The organism is Rathayibacter sp. VKM Ac-2759, assembly GCF_009834225.1.
In the GTDB taxonomy this organism is placed as follows: domain Bacteria; phylum Actinomycetota; class Actinomycetes; order Actinomycetales; family Microbacteriaceae; genus Rathayibacter.
Genome location: NZ_CP047176.1, coordinates 1640054 through 1660847 on the forward strand (window position 1 = coordinate 1640054; position 20794 = coordinate 1660847).

Genomic DNA, 20794 nt, shown 5'->3' on the forward strand with positions numbered 1-20794 from the left:
GGAGCCGGAACCGGCTGCCAGCAAGGGATGCCTGATGAATGCACAGCTCGTCGTCGGATGGGACGGGTCCGCCTCGGCGCGACGCGCACTCGAGTGGGCCCTGGACCAGAAGGCCGCGTCGCTCCTGCTCGTCGAGGTCGTCGACGGTCTCGACCGCTTCAGCGGCGACGACCTCAGTGCGGACCCGCGCGCCGACGGAGCCGTCTCCGTCGAGACCGCGGCCGCCGATGGGGAGCGGGCGCACCCGGGCGCCGTCGTCGACACCCGCGTGCTCGTGGGTCACCCTGTCGAGGAGCTCGCGCGCCTCTCGGGACCCGGCATTCTGCTCGTCGTCGGCGACCGTCGGCGCAGCCTCCTGCCGATGCGCGGTGGCTGGAGCGTCGGCGCCCGCCTCGCGGCGAAGGCCACCGGACCCGTCGCGATCATCACCGAGGACGCCCCGAGCGACGGATCCGGCGTGCTCGTCGGGATCGACGACTCCGACGACGCCCGCGCCGCCCTCGAGTTCGCCGCCGCCTGGGCGGCCCGCACACAGCAGACGCTGCACGTGCTGCACGCCTGGCGCACCCCGTACCTCTTCAACGACCGCGTGCCGCAGGAGGTCCTCCTCGAGGAGATCGCGACCGAGCACGCCGAGCTCCTGGCCGACGCGGTCGCCGAGGCCCGCGGGCTGCACCCGGAGCTCGCGGTCGAGGGCCACGAGGTCGACGGAGTGGCCGCGCGGTCGCTCCTGGAGGCGGCTGCCGGTCGGGCGCTGCTCGTGGTCGGCGACGGAGGCGTCTCGCGCCTCGAGCGGATGCTGATCGGCTCCGTCGGTCACGACATCCTGGTGAACCTCGCCGTTCCCACCGTGATCATCGGCCGGAAGAGCCGTGCGCCGAAGCCGAAGCCCGCCGCCGCCGCGCCCGTGCCGCCGCCGCGTCCGCCGACGCGGACGATCGTCGCCTGGGGCGGCGACGAACCGTCGCGGTCCGCGGTCGAGTGGGCGCTGGCCCGCCAGTCCTCCGGCAGCATCGAGGTGGTCATGATCGCCGACGAGTCGGCCGTGGTCCCCGGTTCGGAGGCCGCCGCGGAGTCGGTCGCCCTCGACGAGCGCGCGGTCGCCCGCATGATCGAGCAGGTCGGGACCGGCGGTGTCGCTCTGCACGGCCGCGTCGTGCGCGGCTTCGTGCTGCACACCCTCGCCGGGCTGACGGACCCCGACACCCTCCTGGTCGTCGGCACCGAGGACCGCCGGGGCCCGCGCCTCCGCTTCGGACTCTCGGTCGGCGCCCACCTGCCGGCTCTCGCCCGCGGTCCGATCGCGATCGTCCCGCAGACCGTCGACACCTCGCTCGTCGGAGTCGCTGTCGGAGTCGACGGATCGCAGTCGTCGCACGCGGCGGTCGTGGTCGCGGCCGCCGAGGCCGCCCGCCGCGGTGAGACGCTGCACCTCGTGCACGCCTGGACCGAGCCGGCCCTCTACGATCGCGCGTTCCTCCTCGACGAGGAGTTCCTCCGCTCGCTCGAGACCGAGCACCGGCGGATCCTCGACGCCGCAGGGCTGATCGCCTCGACGAGCGGCTTCGAGGGGAGGATCGAGACGCATCTGGTCGGCGGCGACCCGGTCCGGGCCCTCGTCGAGGTCGGGGCGGCGATGATCGTCATCGGCACTCGCGGCCTGACGGGATGGCGGCGCCTCCTGCTCGGCTCCGTCGGTCGCGGCCTCGTTCTGAACCTCGGCGTCCCCCTCATCGTGGTGGCCCATCCGGAGGCGGCGCAGCCGATCGCCCGTCCCGCCCGCGATCTGACGGTGACGGCATGAGCGTCCTCGATCTGCCCGCGGTCGCCTGGCCGGCCCGCCCGCCCGAGCCGCTCTCCGAGCGCTCGCTCGACGAGCTCGACGCGTGGTGGCGGGCCGCGAACTACCTCTCCCTCGGGCAGATCTACCTGCTCGACAACCCGCTCCTGCGCGAACCGCTCGCAGCACACCACATCAAGCCGCGCCTCCTCGGGCACTGGGGGACCACTCCGGGACTGAACTTCGTCTACGCCCACCTCAACCGGGTGATCCGCGAGCGCGACCTCAACGCGATCTTCGTGACGGGACCGGGACACGGCGGTCCGGGGATGGTCGCCAGCACCTACCTCGACGGCACCTACGGCGAGGTGTACGACGACATCGACCGCAGCGTCGAGGGCCTGCGGAAGCTCTTCCGGCAGTTCTCGTTCCCCGGCGGCATCCCCAGCCACGTCGCTCCCGAGACGCCCGGATCGATCCACGAGGGCGGCGAGCTCGGCTACTCGCTCTCACATGCCTACGGCGCCGTGTTCGACAACCCCGACCTGCTTGTCGCGGCGGTCGTCGGAGACGGCGAGGCCGAGACCGGCCCGCTCGCGACGAGCTGGCACTCGAACAAGTTCATCGACCCGCTCCACGACGGAGTCGTCCTGCCGATCCTGCACCTCAACGGCTACAAGATCGCCAACCCGACCGTCCTCGCCCGGATCCCCGAGCGCGAACTCGAGCAGCTGATGCGCGGCTACGGGCACACGCCCTACCTCGTCTCCGGAGGCTTCGACGGCGAGGATCCGCGCGCCGTCCACCGCCGACTCGCCGCCGCGATGGACCTGGCGTTGAACCACATCGCCGAGATCAAGGCCGATGCCCTGTCGGGGCGGCTCGACGGCCGGCCCGCGTGGCCGATGATCATCCTCCGCACCCCGAAGGGCTGGACGTGCCCCGCGGTCATCGACGGCCTGCCCGCCGAGAACAGCTGGCGCTCGCACCAGGTGCCGCTGGCGAACGTGCGCGAGCGGCCCGATCACCTCGCGGTCCTCGAGCAGTGGATGCGCTCGTACCGGCCCGAGGAGCTGTTCGACGAGGCGGGTGCTCCCGTGCCCCTGGTCACCGCACTCGCCCCGGTCGGGGCGCGCCGCATGAGCGCCAACCCCGTCGCCAACGGCGGGCTGCTGCGGAAGCCGCTGCACCTGCCCGACTTCCGCGACTACGCGGTCGACGTGCCCTCGCCCGGAGCGACGACCAGCTCGGCGACGACCGTGCTCGGCACGTGGCTGCGCGACGTCATCGCCGCCAACCCGCACGACGTCCGCCTGTTCGGGCCGGATGAGACGGCGTCGAACCGGCTGCAGGCCGTCTTCGAGGTCACCGACAAGCAGTGGGACGCCGAGGTGCGCGTCGCCGACGCCGACAACCACCTCGCCCGCTCCGGCCGTGTCGTCGAGATGCTGAGCGAGCACCAGTGCCAGGGCTGGCTCGAGGGCTACCTGCTCACCGGCCGCCACGGGCTGATCAACTCCTACGAGGCGTTCGTCCACATCGTCGACTCGATGGTCAATCAGCACGCGAAGTGGCTGAAGTCCGCGAAGGAGGTGCCGTGGCGCAGCCCGATCTCCTCGCTCAACTACCTGCTCAGCTCCCACGTCTGGCGGCAGGACCACAACGGAGCGTCCCATCAGGATCCCGGCTTCATCGACTTCGTCGCGAACAAGAAGGCCGGCATCGTGAGGGTGTACCTGCCGTTCGACGCGAACACGCTGCTCTCCACCTACGACCACTGCCTCCGCTCGGTCGACTACGTCAACGTCGTCGTCGCCGGGAAGCAGCCGGAGGCGAACTGGCTCTCGATGCCCGCGGCGATCGAGCACTGCACCCGCGGCCTGGGCGTCTTCGACTGGGCCGGCTCGGAGACCGCGGGGGAGGAGCCCGACGTCGTGCTCGCCTGCGCCGGCGACGTGCCCACCCTCGAGGTCCTCGCCGCCGCGGCTCTGCTGCGGGCCGAGGTTCCGACGCTGAGGGTACGGGTCGTGAACGTGGTGGACCTGATGCGCCTGCAGAGCGAGAGCGAGCATCCGCACGGGCTGAGCGACGCCGACTACGACGCCGTCTTCACCACCGACAAGCCCGTGATCTTCGCGTACCACGGCTACCCGTGGCTGATCCACCGGCTCACCTACCGCCGGCACGGTCACGCGAACCTGCATGTGCGCGGCTTCATCGACGAGGGCACGACGACGACTCCGTTCGACATGGTGATGCTGAACGACCTCGATCGCTACCGGCTCGTGCTCGACGTGCTCGATCGCGTGCCCGGGCTCGCTGCGCGCGAGGCGGCCTTCCGTCAGCGGATGCAGGACGCGCGCCTCGAGGCCCGCGCCTACACGCGGGAGCACGGCGAGGACATCCCCGCGGTCGCCCGGTGGAGCTGGACCGGGAGCGGGCCGCAGGGCGCGGCGTACCACCTCGTCGACGCGCGCTCGCACGAGCACGAGGCAATGGAACGCGCGGCGGCGCTGCAGTGACAGGGCACGCTGTCGATCGGCGCCTCAGCGGCACGGCTCGCTGAGGGCGGGCTCGAGCGTCAGAGCGGAGGCGGCTCGTCGTCCGCCCGGGGTGACGGGGGCGGCGCGGGCGGTCGTCCGGGGAGCGCGGGTGGTCGGGTGGTGACCCGCCGTCCGGTCGGAGTGGTCCACTCGGCGGTCCCGTCGGGGTGCAGGCGGTAGGTCCAGCGGTCGCCGTGGCGCACGTGGTGGTGGGCCGTGCAGAGGCAGGCCAGGTTCTCGAGGGCCGTCTCGCCTCCGTTCCGCCACTCCACCGTGTGGTCGCTCTCGCTGGTGGAGGCGGGTCGGGTGCAGCCCGGGAAGCGGCAGGTCTGGTCGCGCAACTGGAGGTGGAGGCGCATCCGGTGCGGGGGCACGCGGTGGGTGCGGCCGACGGAGGCGACGGCACCGGTGTCCGGGTCGGTCAGGATCCGCGTGAAGGAGGCGCCGACCCCGACGAGTTCTCGAGCGGTGTCGGCGGGGATGCGTCCGTACCCGTCGAGGTGCGCGGGGGCGTCGTCGACCTCGGAGGCGGTGCTCGCGGCGACGGTCAGCCGCACCTCGGCGCGGACACCCGGCACGAGCGTCGGCGGCGTCTTCGGGCCGTCCCCGGCAGGAGTCGTGCCGGCGACGTCGCCGTCGCAGAGCAGGTCGGCGAGCGCGTCGGCCCGCAGTTGCGCGAGGGTGCGCGCGTCGCCCGTGCCCTCGGCATCGCCGTCGCGGAGGGTGCGGGCGATCCGGTCCAGACGGTCGTAGGCGCCCATCGCGGCCGGTGCCGGCAGCAGCGCGCACAGCGTCGCCATCCCGTCGATCTCCGGCGAGACCCACACCGCACGGTCCTGCCGAGCGCGCAGGTGCCGCACGGCCAGGGGCTCGTCGTGCAGTTCGTCCCGCATCCGCGCGACCGCTCGCCGCAGCTGGGTCAGGTTCGATGTCGACGCCGCTTCGACCGCGCGCTCGTCCAGCGCTCCGCGGGCCGCGGCCGGCAGGGTGGCGGCGGCGTCGCAGATCGCCTCGACCGCCTCCCACAGCAGCCGCCCCTCCGCGAGCGCCGTGCGGGTGCGGGGAAGGTCCTCGAACAGCAGCCTCGCGAGCTCGAGGTTCCGCTTCACCATCCACTCCGTCATGCCCTGACCCACCGCCAGCTCGGCTCGGATCGACCGCCCCACCAGCTCCTGCGAATCCCTGTGCGACGAACGGCCGCCGCGCGCGAACGCCTCCGGGATCTCCGATGCCACCCGATACGCGAGGTGCAGCGCCGTGGCCCGCGTGAACTGGAGCTGCGCCGACGAGAACCCCGCGCGCGCCGCCAGATCGGTGAGCGACCCGACCGCGCCGAGCTGCGCCTTCACCGATCCTGTTCCACCCGTTCCGTCCATACGGGAATCGAAGCAGGGACCCGCGGCAGCCGACCGGCCCCGCGGCCCGAACCGGACGACTCGACCCCGGGACGCACCTGTGGAGGAGGACCCGCGCCGGTCACCGACGCCCGGACGCCCCGCCCCGGGCCAGTGCCGCCCGCGTGCTCTCGCTCGGACGCAGGTCCAGTCGCCGCAGCAGCTGCGCGTTCACCGCGACCACCACGGTGGAGGCCGACATCAGCAGCGCCCCGACCGACATCGGCAGCACGAACCCGATCGGCGCGAGGACCCCGGCCGCCAGGGGGACCGAGAGCAGGTTGTAGCCGGCCGCCCACCACAGGTTCTGCGACATCTTCCGGAAGCTCGCCCGCGACAGATCGATCACCGACAGCACCGAGCGGGGATCGTCGGAGGCGAGGATCACCCCGGCCGAGGCGATCGCGACGTCGGTTCCCGCGCCGATCGCGATGCCGACGTCGGCCTGCGCGAGCGCAGGGGCGTCGTTCACGCCGTCGCCGACCATGGCGACCCGGCGGCCCTCCTTCTGCAGTGCGGCCACCGTCGCGGCCTTGTCCTCGGGCTTCACCCCGGCGAAGACCCGGCCGATGCCGAGCTCCGCGGCGACGGAGGCGGCGACGGCCTCTGCGTCCCCCGTGACCATCACGACCTCCACGCCGACGGCGTCCAGGGCGCGCACGGCCTGGCGCGACTCCTCCCGCACCTCGTCGGCGAGACCGAGAGCGCCGATCACCGCGCCGTCCCGGAGCACGTGCAGGATGATCATCCCCTCCGCCTCCCACGCCCCGGTCTGCTCGAGCGCGGACGCTCCGTGAGCGTGCAGCAGGCTCGGCCCGCCGACTCCGATCGCGACGCCGTCGACCACAGCGGTGACCCCCACCGAGGTCGACGCCTCGAACGCCGTCGCGACCGGTACCCGCAGGCCGCGCCTCGCCGCCGCGGAGGTGATGGCGCGCGCGAGGGGGTGCTCGCTGTCCGCCTCGACGGCCGCCGCGATCGCGAGGACGTCGTCCTCGGTCAGCGGTCCCTCGGCGAGGACGGCGGACACGGTGGGCTCGCCCTTCGTGAGCGTGCCGGTCTTGTCGAAGAGGACCGTGTCGACGGTGCGCATGCTCTCGAGCGCGAGCCGGTCCTTCACCAGGACCCCGCCCTTCGCCGCCCGCTCCGTCGCGATCGACACGACGAGGGGGATCGCGAGGCCCAGCGCGTGCGGGCAGGCGATCACGAGGACGGTGATGGTGCGGATCACGGCGTCGTCGGGGCGTCCCAGGAGGCTCCACACGAGCGCGGTGATCGCGGCCGAGCCGAGCGCGAACCAGAACAGCCGGCCGGCGGCGACGTCCGCGATCCGCTGAGCACGCGAGGTCGAGTCCTGGGCCTGCGTCACCAGGCGACGGATGCCCGCCAGGGCGGTCTCGTCGCCGACCGCGGTCACCTCGACCCGCAGGGCGGTGTCGGTCGAGACCGTGCCCGCGACGACGGAGGCGCCCGGGCCGCGGCTCACGGGGCGCGACTCGCCCGTGATCATCGACTCGTCCACCTCCGCGGTGCCCTCGACGACTCGGCCGTCCGCCGGGATCCGCCCGCCTGGACGGACGACGACGACGTCTCCCCGCTCGAGAGCGGAGGGGGCGACCCGTTCGACGGCGCCGTCGCGCAGCCGTTCGGCCTCGTCGGGCAGGAGTGCGGCGAGGGACTCGAGCGCGGTCGAGGTCTGGGCGAGAGAGCGCATCTCGATCCAGTGCCCGAGGAGCATGATCACGATCAGGAGCGCGAGCTCCCACCAGAAGTCGAGTGCGTGGTCGAGCACGCCGACGCTCGCGCCCCACGAGGCGACGAACGCGACCGTGATGGCCAGGGCGATCAGCAGCATCATCCCGGGAGTCCGCGCCCGCAGCTCCGACACCGCCCCCTGGAGGAACGGCCGCCCGCCCCAGAGGTACATCACGGTCCCGGCGACCGGTGAGATGCACGCCGTCCACGCCCCCGGGAGGGAGTAGCCCACGATCATCGCGAACATCCCGCTGAACCCGATCACCGGCGCCGCCAGCGCGAGCATGATCCAGAACAGGCGCCGGAACTGCGCGACGTGGTCGCCGTGCCCGCCCGCGTGTCCGTCGCTCATCGTGTGACCCGAGTGCACGTCCGTGCTCCCGGTGTGCTGCACCTCGTGCTGCGTCATGGTCGTCCTCCCGATCGCCGTGCGGGGCACTGATACCCCCGGGGGGTATAGCGTCCACCGGGCTGGAACATTCCCGCAGCGACCGATCGACGTCACGGGCGGGCGTGTCGCCGCCCGGGACGCTCCCCGCTCCGAGCTGGTCGACGGAGAAGACGACGGAGCGGACCGCGGAGCCGACGACGGAGGAGCTCGCCGAGCGATCCCTCCGTCACACCCGGTCGTCGGCCCGCGGCCGCACGAGGATCTTCACCGCGGTCTCCCTGTGGTCGATGAGGGTGTGGAAGCCGCCGTCGATGAGGCGGTCCAGCGGGATGCGCGCGGTGATGAAGGGAGCGAGGTCGACCTTGCCGGACTGCACCAGGGCGATCGTCGCGGGGTGGTCGTCGACGTAGGCGATGGTGCCGCGGAGGTCGATCTCCTTCAGCACCAGCTTCTGCATGTCGATGCTCGCGCGGCTGCCCCAGATCGAGACGTTCACGATCACCCCGGCGGGCTTCACGGCGTCGATGAGCTGGTCGAGGACGGCGTTGATGCTCGAGCACTCGAAGGCGACGTCCACTCCGTTCCCGCCGGTGAGCTCGTGCACGCGCGCCAGGAGGTCCTCGGTCATCGGATCGACGACGACGTCGGCGACTCCGGTCTCTCGTGCCATCGCCTGCCGCGCGGCGCCCGGCTCGGAGATGATCACCCGGACGCCCTCCGCGGTGAGGACCGCGGCGAGCAGGAGCCCGATCGGCCCCGCTCCTCCGATGAGCGCCGTGTCGCCGCGCCGGGCGCCGCTGCGGGTGAACGCGTGGTGCCCGACCGCGAGCGGCTCGATCAGCGCCGCCTGGTCGAGCGGGATGTCGCCGATCGGATGCACCCAGCGCCGGTCGACGACGACCTTCTCGCTGAGCCCGCCTCCGCCTCCGGCGAGCCCGATGAAGCCCATGCTCGTGCAGAGGTTGTAGTGGCCGGCCAGGCACGGAGCGCAGTGCCCGCAGACGAAGTAGGGCTCCACGACGACGTTCGCGCCGACCTCCAGGTCGGTGACCCCGTCGCCGAGGGCGCTGACCGTGCCGCTGAACTCGTGCCCCATCGTGACCGGCACCTGCTCGTGCGTCAGCGGATGCGGGTGGCCCGCCGGCGGGATGAAGATCGGGCCCTCGAGGTACTCGTGCAGGTCGGTGCCGCAGATGCCGCACCAGGCGACGTCGATGGCGACGGCTCCGGGGCGGAGCTCCGGCTCGGCGACGTCGTCGATGCGGATGTCGTGGGGGCCGTGGAAGCGTGCTGCTCTCATGAGGGTCTCGTTCCGGGTCGTGGGGCGTGGGGTGGTCCGGGAGTCGCGACGACGGCTCGACGAGGACGACGACTGCCTCCGACGCTAGGTCCCTCCCGGCGCGGCCCCGGTGCCGAAGGTCCCCCCCTCGTGACGAGGCGGGACCTTCGCCTCTGCCGCGCCACCCCGCGGGCGCGCAGACTCGACGCAGGACCCCACCGCCGCACCGCGCGGCACCGGGCCGGAATCGAGCGTCGTGAACGCGCCCATCGTCGTCGGACTCTCCGACTCCTCCCACAGCCGCGCCGCCCTCGACTGGGCGCTGCACCGCGCCACGCGCTCCGGCGCTCCGGTCCTGGCCGTCTTCGTCTCCGACACGGACGCCGCGGCCGGCCACCCCGGCGCCGCCGCCGTCCAGGCCGCCCACGGCGAGGTCGTCCTCGCCCGTGACGCGTTCGGCTCCGCGGCGAAGGCGCCCGACATCGAGGTCACCACGGCCCTCCGCCGGGGCCGCCCCGTCGATGTGCTGACCGAGGACGCCCGCGGCGCCCGGATGATCGTCGTCGGCACCCACGACGACCACGGCGGATCCGGGACCAGCACCCGGCACTCGCCCGCCGTGGATCTCGCGGCCCGCTCCACCGCGCCGGTCGCGGTCGTCCCGCTCCCCGAGTCGGGGCACCACGGAGGCGTCCTCGTCGGCATCGACGGATCGCCCGCCGCCCGCGCGGCCGTCCTGTTCGCCGCCCGCGACGCCGCCGAGCTCGACGAGCCGCTCACCATCGTCCACGTCTGGACGCCGCTGCAGGCCTGGGTCCCCGGCTTCGTGCCGGATCAGGGCTTCTACGATCTGCTCCGCGTCGCCAGCCTCGACATGCTCGCCGACGAGGTCGCGGCCGTCCGCGAGCAGTTCCCGCGGCTGCTCGTGCACACCGTGTCCGAGACGGGCGACCCCGCGACCGTCCTCACGCGTCTCGGCAGTCACGCCCTCGAGATCGTCGTCGGCGCGACGGCACGGCACGGCCTCGAGCGCCTCCTGCTCGGCTCCGTCGCCCACGACACCCTCCGCGGCGCCTCCCGCCCCGTGATCGTCGTCCCCGACCCCGCCGTCGCCTCGTGACTGCGACCCGGACACCCCGGAAGGGCCCCATGACCACCGACTCCAACACGACCCTGCGCGAGCTGACCGCCGACGAGTGCTGGCGCCTCGCGCGGTCGAGCGACATCGGCCGCCTCGCGGTCATCGATCACCGCCCCGCCCCCCGCGGCCCGAGTGCCGCGATCGTCCCCGTCAACTTCCTCGTGCACGACGGAGCGATCTACTTCCGCAGCGGTCCGGGCAGCAAGATGATCGACATCACCCAGCACCCGCGTGTCGCCTTCGAGTTCGACGGCCACCGGGGTCGGCGCCACTGGAGCGTCGTCGTCCACGGCGACGCCCACCGCCTGAACTCCGACATCGACATCGAGAACTCCGGCATCCAGCAGCTCGAGGCGTTCCACGATGACGACAAGAACAACTTCGTGCGCATCGACGTCGAGTCGATCACCGGACGGTCCTTCTTCCGCTGGCCCGTCTACCGGCTTCGCCGGGCACTCCGCGAGTTCCGGGCGCGCCGCCCCGACCCGGCCAGCCTGCGCACCGCGGAGTAGGCGCGACGACCCCCGGACGGCGGCGCTCGAGAACCTCGGCGTCGCCGTTCGGCGTGCCAGGACGCTCCCGCGGCGCGTCGCCCGCACCGGGATCGTCGAGTCCTCGGCCGCGAGCGGAGGCGGTCCTGCGGGACGGCCGCAGAGCCCGGGCGCAGGAGACTCTTGCGCGCCTGGTACTCAGCGATACTATGTACCGGTAGTCAGCATCGCTGAGTAGCAGTCGCCCAGGAGGATCCGTGCCGAAACAGGAGACCGAGATGCTCAAGGGCATCCTCGAGGGGATCGTCCTCGCCGTGCTCGTGGACCGTCCGGCCCACGGGTACGAGATCACCGCCTGGCTCCGGGAGCAGGGCTTCGCCGACATCGCCGAGGGCACGGTCTACGCGCTGCTCGTCCGGATCGAGCAGCGCGGATTCGTCGATGTCGAGAAGGTCCCGTCCGAGAAGGGCCCGCCTCGCAAGGTGTTCTCCCTGAACGCCCGGGGCCAGGAGCAGCTCGACGGCTTCTGGCAGGCGTGGAGCTTCCTCGCCGCTCGACTCGACCACCTCAAGAGCCGCACGAACGGACAGGACTGATCATGGCCATCTCCTTCTCTGACATCACCACGAAGCTCATCGGCGACAAGAAGCGCTGGCGGGCGTACAAGGCACGGACGGCCTCGCTGCCGACGAGCCACCGCACGGCGATCGACGGCGTCGAGCGCTACCTCATGGTCACCGGCCCCGCCGACGGTGAACAGCTCATGAGGATGCTGGACGACCTCGCCGATCTGTTCGAGCAGAGTGCCGCGGACGGCACCACGGTCCGGGCGGTGGTCGGCGAGGACGCCGTCGCCTTCGCGGAGGACTTCAAGGCGAACTACGGTCTGGGCGCCTGGCTCGGCAAGGAGCAGCAGCGCCTCCTCACGGCGATCGACCAGGCCGACGGCGCTGAACGCAGCGGTGAGCCGTCATGACCTCCGCCGTCCGCGTCCGCGGGCTCGAGAAGTCCTTCGGTGCCCTCCACGTCCTCCGCGGTGTCGACCTCGATGTCGAGTCCGGGAGTGTCCACGCCCTGCTCGGATCCAACGGCGCAGGCAAGACGACCCTCATCCGGATCCTCGCCACGCTCGCCAGGGCCGATGCGGGCACCGCGAGCGTGGCCGGCCACGACGTCTCCGCTGAGCCCGGAGCCGTTCGCGAGGCGATCAGCCTCACGGGCCAGTCCGCCGCCGTCGACGGGATGCTCACGGGGCGCGAGAATCTCGTCCTGGTGGCCCGCCTGCGCCACCTCCGCCGGGCGGGCCGGATCGCCGACGACCTGCTCGCCCGCTTCTCCCTGACGGGTGCGGGCCGGCGCCGCGTCTCGACGTACTCGGGAGGCATGCGCCGTCGGCTGGACATCGCGATGAGCCTGATCGGCGCACCCGCCGTCGTGTTCCTCGACGAGCCGACGACCGGGCTCGATCCCGAGGGGCGTCTCGAGGTCTGGGACGCCGTCCGCGCTCTCGCGGCCTCGGGCGCCGCCGTCCTGCTGACCACCCAGCTTCTCGACGAGGCCGAGCAGCTGGCCGACCGCCTCTCGATCCTGCACGAGGGCCGCATCATCGCCGAGGGAACCCTCGCCGAGCTCCGGAGCCTCCTCCCGCCCGCCGAGATCGAGTACATCGAGAAGCGGCCCACGCTCGAGGACGTCTTCCTCGCCGTCATCGGGCACCGGTCCGACACCGACAGGAAGGACGTCGCGTGATGTCCGCGCATCCCCTCCGCGACACGGCCGTCCTGACCGGCCGCTCGCTGACCCACATCGTCCGCAGTCCCGACACGATCATCACGACGGCGGTGATGCCGATCGCCTTCCTGCTGCTGTTCGTCTTCGTCCTCGGCGGCGCGATCGACACGGGCGCCACGCCCTACGTCGACTACCTGCTGCCGGGGATCCTCCTCATCACGGTCGCCTCCGGGGTCGCGTACACCTCGTACCGGCTGTTCCTCGATCTGCAGTCCGGCATCGACGAGCGCTTCCGCTCGATGCCCATCGCCCGCCCCGCCGTGCTCTGGGCGCACGTCCTCACCTCGCTCGTCGCGAACCTGGTGTCGCTGGTCGTCGTCGTCGCGGCCGCGCTGCTCATGGGGTTCCGGAGCCCAGCGGGAGTCGGCGAGTGGCTGGCCGTCCTCGGGATCCTGGTCCTGTTCACGCTCGCACTCACCTGGGTCGCGATCATCGCGGGACTGTCGGCGAGCTCGGTGGACGGCGCGAGTGCGTTCTCCTACCCCCTCATCCTCCTGCCCTTCATCAGCTCGGCCTTCGTCCCGACGGAGACCATGCCGGCGCCGGTGCGCTGGTTCGCCGAGCACCAGCCTGTGACGCCCCTCGTCGACTCGCTCCGTGCGCTGCTCGGGGGCCGGTCGCCCGACAGCGACCTGTGGGTCGCCGTCGCCTGGTGCGCCGGCATCCTCGTCGTCGCCGTCGTCAGCGCGGTCCTCCTCCACCGGCGTCGCACCGGCTGACGCTCTCACCCTCGTCGCCGCCGTCCGCACCGACCCGCACGGCGCCCGGAAGGCGTTCTCCGCGCGCCGCGATCGCGCTCGGACAGGCGAGCCGACCGGTCGGATCCCGATCCCGAGCCCGCCACTCGCGTCCGTCTCCCGCCTGTCCTACCCTCGGCCCATGGCCGAGCTCCTCCGCACTCCCGCCGCGGGACCCGTCGGCCACGGGACGAACGGACGCCGGACCAGGGACGATGTCATCCACTCGCCGATGCGCGTCCGCGACCACGGCGTCACCGAGGTCGATCCGGAGGCGCGGTGCGGGGTCGAGCGAGTGCCCGGATCGAGTCCGCAGCTCCTCGTGCTGCGACGGGAGGCGACGTGACCGAGGCCCCTCAGGTGCACGCGGAGACCCGGGAGGACTGGCGCCGCTGGCTGGTCGAGAACCATCGATCGGAGCGGGCGGTGTGGCTGGTGTCGTGGAAGAAGGCGACCGGACGGCCCGCGGTGAGCTACGACGACGCGGTCTCCGAGGCGCTCGCCGTCGGGTGGGTCGACAGCCGGCCGCGCAGGCTCGACGACGAGCGGACGATGCTCTCCTTCACCCCGCGGAAGCCCACGAGCGCCTGGTCCCGGCCCAACAAGCTGCGCGTCGACCGGCTCCGGAGCGAGGGAGCGATGCTCCCGTCTGGCGAAGAGGTCATCGCCGCGGCGATCGCCAACGGCGCCTGGGCGCTCCTGGACGACGTCGAGGATCTGGTGATCCCTCCGGACCTGGCCGTCGCGTTCGCCGAGCACGAGAACGCGGAGCGGCACTGGAACGCGTTCCCCCGCTCGGCGCGCCGGGGGATCCTCGAGTGGATCGTCCAGGCGAAGAGGCCCGAGACCCGGGAGCGCCGCGTGCGCGAGACCGCTCGGCTCGCGGAGAGCGATCAGCGCGCTGCGCAGTGGAGCCCGAAGGAGCGTCCCTGAGGGGAGCGGTGCCCGGCGGTCGGGCGGGCGCTCAGTGCGCCCCGGGGCTCAGATCCCCACCGCCGCGCTGCGTCAGCCCGGGGATCCGCTTCGCGAGCCCCGGGATGCTCTCCTCCGCGATCTCGATGCGGGTGTCGCGCAGGCGCTGGCGCAGCAGCGCCTCCACGTCCTCCTCGGGGCGCAGCTGCGAGTCGCCGGCGACCTGCAGCAGCACGCCGCGGAGCTTCTCGTCGAGCACCGCGTCGTCGCTGCCGTGCTGGATCGGGTGGTCCTGGGATGCGTTCGTCATGCCCCCATGCTCACACTCCCGCCGGGCACCGGAGAGACCTTGCGGGCAGGATGGACTCATGCCCTTCAGCCGCGCCGAGCTCGCCTCGTACCGCGACCGCACCGTCGAGGATCTCCTCGGCGACGACGTCCGCCTCCTCTTCGTCGGCATCAACCCCGGCCTCTGGACGGCGGCGACCGGAGCCCACTTCGCGCACCCCGGCAACCGCTTCTACCCGGCGCTCGTCGCGGCGGGCATCCTCGAGGAGCCGTTGCGGGTCTCCGAGGGGATGAGCGCGGCCGATCGCCGCACCCTGATCGACCGCGGTGTCGGCATCACGAACCTCGCGTCGCGGGCGACCGCGCGGGCGGACGAGCTCACTCCCGAGGAGCTGCGCGAGGGCGCCGACCGCCTCGTCCGCACCGTCGAGCGCGTCCGCCCGCGCGCCGTCGCGATGGTCGGCATCACCGCCTACCGCGCCGCCTTCGGGCGAGGGAGGGCGCGGCAGGGCCGGCAGGAGGAGCCGATCGCCGGGGCCCCGCTCTGGGTCCTGCCGAACCCCAGTGGCCTCAACGCCCACGACACCGTCGCGTCGCTCGGCCGCGCCTACCGCGAGCCCGCCGTCGCGGCCGGCATCGTGCCCCAGGAATAGTCGGCGTCCGGCCGAGGTTGGAGAAGTCCATGAGTACGCATGAAGTCAAGTTCGGTGTCGACACCTTCGGAGACGTGACGGCGGGGCCCGACGGCACCCCGCTCCCGCACGGCCAGGTCCTCCGCGACGTGGTCGAGGAGGGGGTGCTCGCCGACCAGGTGGGCCTCGACTTCTTCGGAGTCGGCGAGCACCACCGCGCCGACTTCGCCGTGAGCGCGCCCGACGTGGTCCTCGCCGCCATCGCCGCGCGGACCGAGCGGATCCACCTCGGCTCGGCCGTGACCGTCCTCTCCTCGGACGACCCGGTGCGCGTCTACCAGCGCTTCGCCACCCTCGACGGCATCTCGAACGGCCGCGCCGAGGTCATCCTCGGCCGCGGCTCGTTCACCGAGTCCTTCCCGCTCTTCGGCTACGACCTCGCCCAGTACGAGCTGCTCTTCGAGGAGAAGCTCGAGCTCTTCCACGCCCTCGTGCAGGGCGGCCCGATCACGTGGCAGGGCACGACCCGGCCCGGCCTCACGGAGCAGAACGTCTACCCCACGGTCGAGAACGGTCCGCTCCGCACGTGGATCGGCGTCGGCGGCAGCCCCGAGTCGGTCGTCCGCGCCGCCCGCTTCGGCTTTCCGCTGGTCCTCGCGATCATCGGAGGCTCGCCCGCGCGCTTCCGCCCCTACGTCGACCTCTTCGGCCGCGCCCTCGACCAGCTCGAGCAGCCCCGCCTCCCGGTCGCCGTGCACTCTCCCGGCTTCATCGCCGACACGGATGAGGAGGCCCGCGAGCTGTACTACCCGCACCACAAGGCGATGATGGACGCCATCGGCCGCGAGCGCGGCTGGTCGCCCATGACCCGCGACCGCTTCGAGGAGGAGGCGGGCCCCGACGGCGCCCTGCACCTCGGCTCGCCCGAGACCGTGGCGCAGAAGATCGCGAGCACCGTCTCCGCGCTGGGGATCGACCGCTTCGACCTCAAGTACAGCGCGGGCACGCTGCCGCACCCGGCGATCATGCGCAACATCGAGCTCTACGGCACGCAGGTGATCCCGCGGGTGCGCGAGCTGCTCGGCTGAGCCCCGGCGCGCGCTGAGCGTCCTCCCACCGGGCGCTCGGCGCGCGCCGATATGCTCGAGGGCCCGGTGCCCGCACCGCCCCCGACCCTCCGGAAGACCATGCCCGACAGCCACGCCGCCCGCACCCCCTACGAGGTGCTGGGCGTCGCCCCCTCCGCCTCCGACGACGAGCTCCGCCGGGCCTACCGGCGACTCCTGCGCGAGACGCACCCGGACACGGGAGGCGACGCCGCGTCGTTCCACGCCGTTCAGCTCGCGTGGGAGCGGATCGGCAGCACCTCGGCACGCGTCGACTACGACCGCGGCGCCCCCGCCGCCGGCCACGCCTCGCCGCAGCAGCCCTACACCGGCTCGCCGCGTCCGCAGAGCGCGTCGGCGGTGCGCGCCCGGTCCTACGGGCACCCCGGAGGCGCCGCGCGCGAGTACTACCTGCGTCTCGTCCGCGAGTGGGTCGGCCGGGGAGTCGAGATCGACGATCCGTTCGACCCGGCGCTCGTCCGCTCGGCGCCCCGCGAGGTGCGCTCGTGGCTCGCGAAGGCGCAGGCCGAGGAGGCCACCGCCTCCCTGGTCGGCGCGCTCGGCATCGCCTACACGATCTGGAACGACGTCGCCGTGGGCGACGGCGGCCTGAAGATCGACCACCTCGTGCTCGGGCCGTCGGGCCTGCTCGCGCTCACCTCCGCCGACTGGGGCGACCCGGTGCGCCTGCGCAAGGGCGAGCTCGAGGGCGCGGGCATCGCCGACGACGAGAAGCCGTTCGCCTCCCTCTCCCGCGCCGCCCGCCGGCTCGGGCGTGAGCTCGGCGTCCGCTTCTCGGCCTGCGTCGTCGTGGTCCCCGACGACGCCCTCGAGCAGCCCTACGAGCAGGTGGAGCGCGGCCGGCACCAGGGCGCGGTCGTCATCCGCCGCTCCCTCCTGCCCCAGCTGCTGCGCTCGGGGACGGACGACCCGCGTCTCGGCGGCTACGGCGAGTCCTTCGAGGTCCGCACCCGCGTCCAGAGCCGCGTCCGCTTCGTCTGACCCGCGCCGATCCCTTCCGCGAGACGCCTCTCCGGTGCGCGGCACTCCGGAGAAGGCGTACCGGAGAGGCGTCCCGCCGAGGCCGATAGCCCGACCCCGCCCACCGGGCAAGGGGCTACCCGCCCCGGCCGAGGCCGCTCACGATGAAGTCGTACCCCCACGACGAACGGAACGAGGACGGAACGATGGTGCGATTCGGCTACACCCTGATGACCGAGCAGAGCGGGCCCAAGCAGCTGGTCGGCTACGCGGTCGACGCCGAGAGGCTCGGCTTCGAGTTCGCGGTCTCGAGCGACCACTACTCGCCGTGGCTGACCGAGCAGGGTCACGCCTCCTACGCCTGGACGATGCTCGGAGCCGTCGCGCAGGCGACGTCGAGGATCGACCTCGCCACCTACGTCACCGCGCCGACCATCCGGTACCACCCGGCCGTCGTCGCGCAGAAGGCGGCGACGCTCGCGATCCTCTCGGACGACCGCTTCCTGCTCGGCCTCGGCTCGGGCGAGAACCTCAACGAGCACGTGGTCGGGGAGGGCTGGCCGGCCGTCGCCGCGCGCCAGGACATGCTCGAGGAGGCGGTGCACATCATCCGCGCCCTGCACTCGGGCGAGCTCGTGACGTGGGAGGGCGAGTACTACCGCGTCGACTCCGCGCGCCTCTGGGACCTGCCGGAGAAGCCCCTGCAGATCGGCCTCGCCGTGAGCGGCGAGAAGTCGATCGAGCGCTTCGCCCCGCTCGGCGACCACCTGATCTCCACCGAGCCCGAGGCCGAGCTCATCACGCAGTGGACCGCGACCCGCGGGGCCGACGCCGCGCCGTCGCGCACCATCGGCCAGATCCCGATCTGCTGGGCGCCCGACAAGGAGCAGGGCATCGCCCTCGCGCACGAGCAGTTCCGCTGGTTCGCGGGCGGCTGGTCGGTCAACGCCGATCTGCCCACGACCGCGGGCTTCGCGGGCGCGAGCCAGTTCGTCCGCCCGGAGGACGTGGCCGAGACCATCGCGTGCGGTCCCGATCTCGACGAGCTCGCCGAGAGCTTCGTCCCCTACATCGAGGCGGGCTACACCGACATCGCCCTCGTGCAGGTCGGCGACGCGCTGCAGCAGCGCTTCCTCGACGAGGCGGCGGAGGGGCTCCTCGAGCGCCTGCGCGCCCTCGTCCCCTGAGCCGCCGCGGTCAGAACCCGCGCAGCCGCTCGATCTCGCGCCGGTCGCGCTTCGTCGGGCGGCCCGCACCGCGGTCGCGCACCAGCACCCCCGGAGCCGCCTCGCGGGGCGGCGGCGGGGGAGTGCGGTCCTCGACGCACTCGGCCGCGACCGGGGCGCCGACGCGCTTGACGATCAGGCCGCGCACGACGAGCTCGCGGTCGAAGCCGCCGATGCGCGCGCGCACCTCGTCACCGACGCGGACGGTCTGCGCCGCCTTCGCCCGCTCGCCGTTCACCCGGATGTGGCCGGCACGGGCGGCGGTCGTCGCGGCCGAGCGGGTCTTGTACACGCGGACCGCCCAGAGCCACGCGTCGACCCGCACCGAGCCTGTCGTCGGGATCTGCATCCGATCAGTCTACGAAGCCCTCTCCCGGCGGTGCAGCACCCCGGGAGGCCCACATCACGCGGTCCTACACTGGCCGCCGACAAGGAGGTCCATCCCATGACCACAGACGACACGACGGACGGCATCGCGAGCGGCAGCTCCTACACCGGTGCGGACGACGACGAGAGGATGCTGGCGGCGAACGGCACGAGCGCCCCCGGGGGCACCCGCGGCGACGTCGGCATGAGCGCGGCGAGCGGGGCCGAGGCCGACGGGACGTCAGGAGTCCCGACCCGCGGAGCACCCGCGCACAGCGGCTCCCCGTCGGAGCTGCGCGACACGGCCTTCCCGCACGCCGGCCTCGAGTTCGCGCTCGTCCCCTCCGGCCACGAGGAGTGGCGCATCCAGCACCCCGACGGCCGCACCGTCGGCCTCCTCGCCGTCATCTCGCACGCGGGCGAGGAGTCGGAGGCGGTCTTCGTGACCCGCCGCGTCGGCTCCGACGACGCCGTCGCCGAGGGCACCGACTGGCGCGGCATCGTCTCGGCCGTGATCAACGACGAGGCCGCGGATCAGCGCGATCCCGTGCAGCTCGATCCCACGGTCGACCACGTGCGCGGCGGACTGATCAGCCGCGGTCCGGCCGACCTGACCGGACTCTCCTGACCGGCACCCCTCAGCGGGCGAGCAGCGCCGCGTTGATCCGGGCCGAGAGCTCCTGGTCGACGCGGCGCTCCCGTCCGTCCACCGCGCGGATCGGTGCCGCGTTCCGCGCGCTCGACACCAGCCAGGCGGCGTCCGCCCGCTCCAGGTCCTCGGCCCGCAGCGCGCGGTAGGCGCTCTCGAGACCGAGTCCGCCCGCCAGGGCGAAGAGGTCGGCCTGCGTCGTGCCGGGCAGCAGCCCGAGGCTCGGCGGAGGCGTCACCAGCGTCCCCGAGACCAGCAGCACCAGGTTCGAGGTCGGCCCCTCGAGCAGGAACCCGTCGCTCGAGACGAAGAGCGCGTCGTCGGCCCCGCGCCGCACCGCCTCCCGCGACGCCGCCCGGTTGACCGCGTACGAGAGCGTCTTCGCTCCCGCCAGCAGCCACGGCGACGTCTGCTGCACGTCCGAGCGCAGCCCCCGGTCGAGCAGCACGACCCGGACGCCCTCGCGCCGCGCGGGGCCGAAGTCGGGGCTCGTCTGCACGAACACCAGCCCGGTCGGCCGGCCGTCGCCCTCGACGCCGCGGGTCAGGATCGTCTTGACCATCGCCTCCGGGACCCGCGGGTGCTCGGCCACGGCCAGGGCGATCGCCTCGAGCCAGGCGTCGCGGTCCGGGGCGGGCAGCTCCAGCATCCGCGCCGACCTCGCGAACCGGTCGAGGTGCGCCTCGAGCGCCTGCAGCCGCCCGTCGACGAGGTTGATCGTCTCGAAGACGCCGTCGCCGCGCGTGAAGCCGAGATCGGTCGCGTCGACGCCGCCGGTGCCGGTCGGGTCGACGGCGGGCCCGCCGCCGTGCCCCTCGGTCTCGAGCGAGGGGCGGGCGAGGCGGACGAGGGTCTCAGCGGGCATGGGCGGTGCGGTCCTTCCGGAGGGGGCGGCGGGGGAGGAGGACCACGATCAGCAGTGACCCGAGGAGGGAGCCGGTGCCGTTCGAGACGAGGTCGCGCATATCGGCGACCCGCGAGGGCAGCCAGAGCAGCTGCACCGTCTCGACCAGCACCGAGACGCCGAGCCCGATGAGCGCGGCGAGCAGGCGGCGCCGCGGAGGCAGCTGCGCGGCCACGAGCGCTCCGAGCGGCACGAACATCAGCACGTTCGCGGTGAACTCGGCGACGTCGTAGTCGAACCAGCCGGTGAGGGGAGTGGACCCCAGGAACGCGATGATCGCGCGCACGAGGTCGGAGGACTCGCCCGGAGGACGCGGGTTCGGTGTCAGCGTGATCAGGGCGATCACGCCGAGCCAGGCGAGCGTCGCGAGGAGGAGGACACTCGAGCGGCGCATCGTCCGATTCTGCCATCCGCCGGAGCGGCCGGCC

The 20794-nt window shown here is 73.0% G+C and carries 22 protein-coding genes; 15 read left to right on the top strand and 7 right to left on the bottom strand.

The window, feature by feature from the left end; genetic code table 11:
* The first annotated feature begins 34 nt into the window (after window positions 1-34).
* Both GSU68_RS07530 and GSU68_RS07535 read left to right on the top strand, forming a co-directional pair.
* Window positions 35-1804: a universal stress protein gene (locus GSU68_RS07530; protein ID WP_159906938.1), complete on the top strand. Its 1770-nt coding sequence runs from the start codon at window positions 35-37 to the stop codon at window positions 1802-1804.
* A complete protein-coding gene (locus tag GSU68_RS07535) occupies window positions 1801-4302 on the top strand; it encodes a phosphoketolase family protein (protein WP_159906940.1) in 2502 nt (833 codons plus the stop codon). Before GSU68_RS07530 ends, GSU68_RS07535 begins: the two co-directional genes overlap by 4 nt.
* A gap of 59 nt (window positions 4303-4361) precedes the next feature.
* Here the strand turns inward: GSU68_RS07535 and GSU68_RS07540 are convergent, their stop codons facing one another.
* The 3 genes from GSU68_RS07540 to GSU68_RS07550 form a co-directional block, all read right to left on the bottom strand.
* Entirely contained in the window at window positions 4362-5699 is a 1338-nt protein-coding gene (locus tag GSU68_RS07540) for an HNH endonuclease signature motif containing protein (RefSeq protein ID WP_159906942.1), read from the bottom strand.
* A 100-nt stretch (window positions 5700-5799) separates the two neighbouring features.
* A complete protein-coding gene (locus tag GSU68_RS07545; protein ID WP_244259469.1) occupies window positions 5800-7824 on the bottom strand; it encodes a heavy metal translocating P-type ATPase in 2025 nt (674 codons plus the stop codon).
* Between the two features lie 265 nt (window positions 7825-8089).
* Window positions 8090-9163 carry a 2,3-butanediol dehydrogenase gene (locus tag GSU68_RS07550; RefSeq protein WP_159906946.1) on the bottom strand — a complete coding sequence of 358 codons (1074 nt, stop codon included), beginning with the start codon at window positions 9161-9163 and terminating at the stop codon, window positions 8090-8092.
* Between the two features lie 235 nt (window positions 9164-9398).
* On the opposite strand from GSU68_RS07550, the gene GSU68_RS07555 reads away from it, so the two are divergent.
* The 8 genes from GSU68_RS07555 to GSU68_RS07590 all read left to right on the top strand — a co-directional run bounded on the left by GSU68_RS07555 (window position 9399) and on the right by GSU68_RS07590 (window position 14235).
* Window positions 9399-10262, top strand: a complete 864-nt coding sequence (locus GSU68_RS07555) for a universal stress protein (RefSeq protein ID WP_159906948.1) — start codon at window positions 9399-9401, stop codon at window positions 10260-10262.
* Window positions 10263-10291: 29 nt separating this feature from the next.
* On the top strand, window positions 10292-10795 hold the full coding sequence (locus GSU68_RS07560; RefSeq protein ID WP_159906950.1) for a pyridoxamine 5'-phosphate oxidase family protein: 504 nt from the start codon (window positions 10292-10294) through the stop codon (window positions 10793-10795).
* Window positions 10796-11031: 236 nt separating this feature from the next.
* Window positions 11032-11370, top strand: coding sequence for a PadR family transcriptional regulator (locus GSU68_RS07565; RefSeq protein ID WP_159906952.1), 339 nt, complete (start codon window positions 11032-11034; stop codon window positions 11368-11370).
* 2 nt (window positions 11371-11372) lie between these two features.
* Window positions 11373-11750: a DUF1048 domain-containing protein gene (locus GSU68_RS07570; protein ID WP_159906954.1), complete on the top strand. Its 378-nt coding sequence runs from the start codon at window positions 11373-11375 to the stop codon at window positions 11748-11750.
* Window positions 11747-12523 (top strand): ABC transporter ATP-binding protein, encoded by a 777-nt coding sequence (locus GSU68_RS07575; RefSeq protein WP_159906956.1) that lies wholly within the window; start codon window positions 11747-11749, stop codon window positions 12521-12523. Before GSU68_RS07570 ends, GSU68_RS07575 begins: the two co-directional genes overlap by 4 nt.
* On the top strand, window positions 12523-13284 hold the full coding sequence (locus GSU68_RS07580; RefSeq protein ID WP_159906958.1) for an ABC transporter permease: 762 nt from the start codon (window positions 12523-12525) through the stop codon (window positions 13282-13284). Before GSU68_RS07575 ends, GSU68_RS07580 begins: the two co-directional genes overlap by 1 nt.
* Before the next feature lie 160 nt (window positions 13285-13444).
* The gene (locus tag GSU68_RS07585) at window positions 13445-13648 is read left to right on the top strand and encodes a hypothetical protein (protein WP_159906960.1); all 204 of its coding nucleotides are present in this window, start codon (window positions 13445-13447) and stop codon (window positions 13646-13648) included.
* The gene (locus tag GSU68_RS07590) at window positions 13645-14235 is read left to right on the top strand and encodes a YdeI/OmpD-associated family protein (RefSeq protein WP_159906962.1); all 591 of its coding nucleotides are present in this window, start codon (window positions 13645-13647) and stop codon (window positions 14233-14235) included. The genes GSU68_RS07585 and GSU68_RS07590 overlap by 4 nt, the downstream gene beginning before the upstream one ends.
* A 31-nt stretch (window positions 14236-14266) precedes the next feature.
* Here the strand turns inward: GSU68_RS07590 and GSU68_RS07595 are convergent, their stop codons facing one another.
* Window positions 14267-14524: a hypothetical protein gene (locus GSU68_RS07595; protein WP_159906964.1), complete on the bottom strand. Its 258-nt coding sequence runs from the start codon at window positions 14522-14524 to the stop codon at window positions 14267-14269.
* Window positions 14525-14582: 58 nt separating this feature from the next.
* Between GSU68_RS07595 and GSU68_RS07600 the strand changes: the two genes are divergently transcribed.
* The 4 genes from GSU68_RS07600 to GSU68_RS07615 all read left to right on the top strand — a co-directional run bounded on the left by GSU68_RS07600 (window position 14583) and on the right by GSU68_RS07615 (window position 18408).
* The gene (locus tag GSU68_RS07600; RefSeq protein ID WP_159906966.1) at window positions 14583-15155 is read left to right on the top strand and encodes a mismatch-specific DNA-glycosylase; all 573 of its coding nucleotides are present in this window, start codon (window positions 14583-14585) and stop codon (window positions 15153-15155) included.
* Window positions 15156-15184: 29 nt separating this feature from the next.
* On the top strand, window positions 15185-16222 hold the full coding sequence (locus GSU68_RS07605; protein ID WP_159906968.1) for an LLM class flavin-dependent oxidoreductase: 1038 nt from the start codon (window positions 15185-15187) through the stop codon (window positions 16220-16222).
* A gap of 66 nt (window positions 16223-16288) precedes the next feature.
* A complete protein-coding gene (locus GSU68_RS07610) occupies window positions 16289-17242 on the top strand; it encodes a DnaJ domain-containing protein (protein ID WP_348272516.1) in 954 nt (317 codons plus the stop codon).
* 185 nt (window positions 17243-17427) lie between these two features.
* Window positions 17428-18408 carry a TIGR03557 family F420-dependent LLM class oxidoreductase gene (locus tag GSU68_RS07615; RefSeq protein ID WP_159906970.1) on the top strand — a complete coding sequence of 327 codons (981 nt, stop codon included), beginning with the start codon at window positions 17428-17430 and terminating at the stop codon, window positions 18406-18408.
* 10 nt (window positions 18409-18418) lie between these two features.
* Here the strand turns inward: GSU68_RS07615 and GSU68_RS07620 are convergent, their stop codons facing one another.
* Window positions 18419-18796: a S4 domain-containing protein gene (locus GSU68_RS07620; protein WP_159906972.1), complete on the bottom strand. Its 378-nt coding sequence runs from the start codon at window positions 18794-18796 to the stop codon at window positions 18419-18421.
* A gap of 96 nt (window positions 18797-18892) precedes the next feature.
* Between GSU68_RS07620 and GSU68_RS07625 the strand changes: the two genes are divergently transcribed.
* Window positions 18893-19441 carry a hypothetical protein gene (locus tag GSU68_RS07625; RefSeq protein ID WP_159906974.1) on the top strand — a complete coding sequence of 183 codons (549 nt, stop codon included), beginning with the start codon at window positions 18893-18895 and terminating at the stop codon, window positions 19439-19441.
* A gap of 10 nt (window positions 19442-19451) precedes the next feature.
* Here the strand turns inward: GSU68_RS07625 and GSU68_RS07630 are convergent, their stop codons facing one another.
* Entirely contained in the window at window positions 19452-20327 is an 876-nt protein-coding gene (locus GSU68_RS07630) for an aminodeoxychorismate lyase (RefSeq protein WP_159906976.1), read from the bottom strand.
* The gene (locus GSU68_RS07635) at window positions 20317-20760 is read right to left on the bottom strand and encodes a VanZ family protein (protein ID WP_159906978.1); all 444 of its coding nucleotides are present in this window, start codon (window positions 20758-20760) and stop codon (window positions 20317-20319) included. The genes GSU68_RS07630 and GSU68_RS07635 overlap by 11 nt, the downstream gene beginning before the upstream one ends.
* Between the last annotated feature and the right edge of the window lie 34 nt (window positions 20761-20794).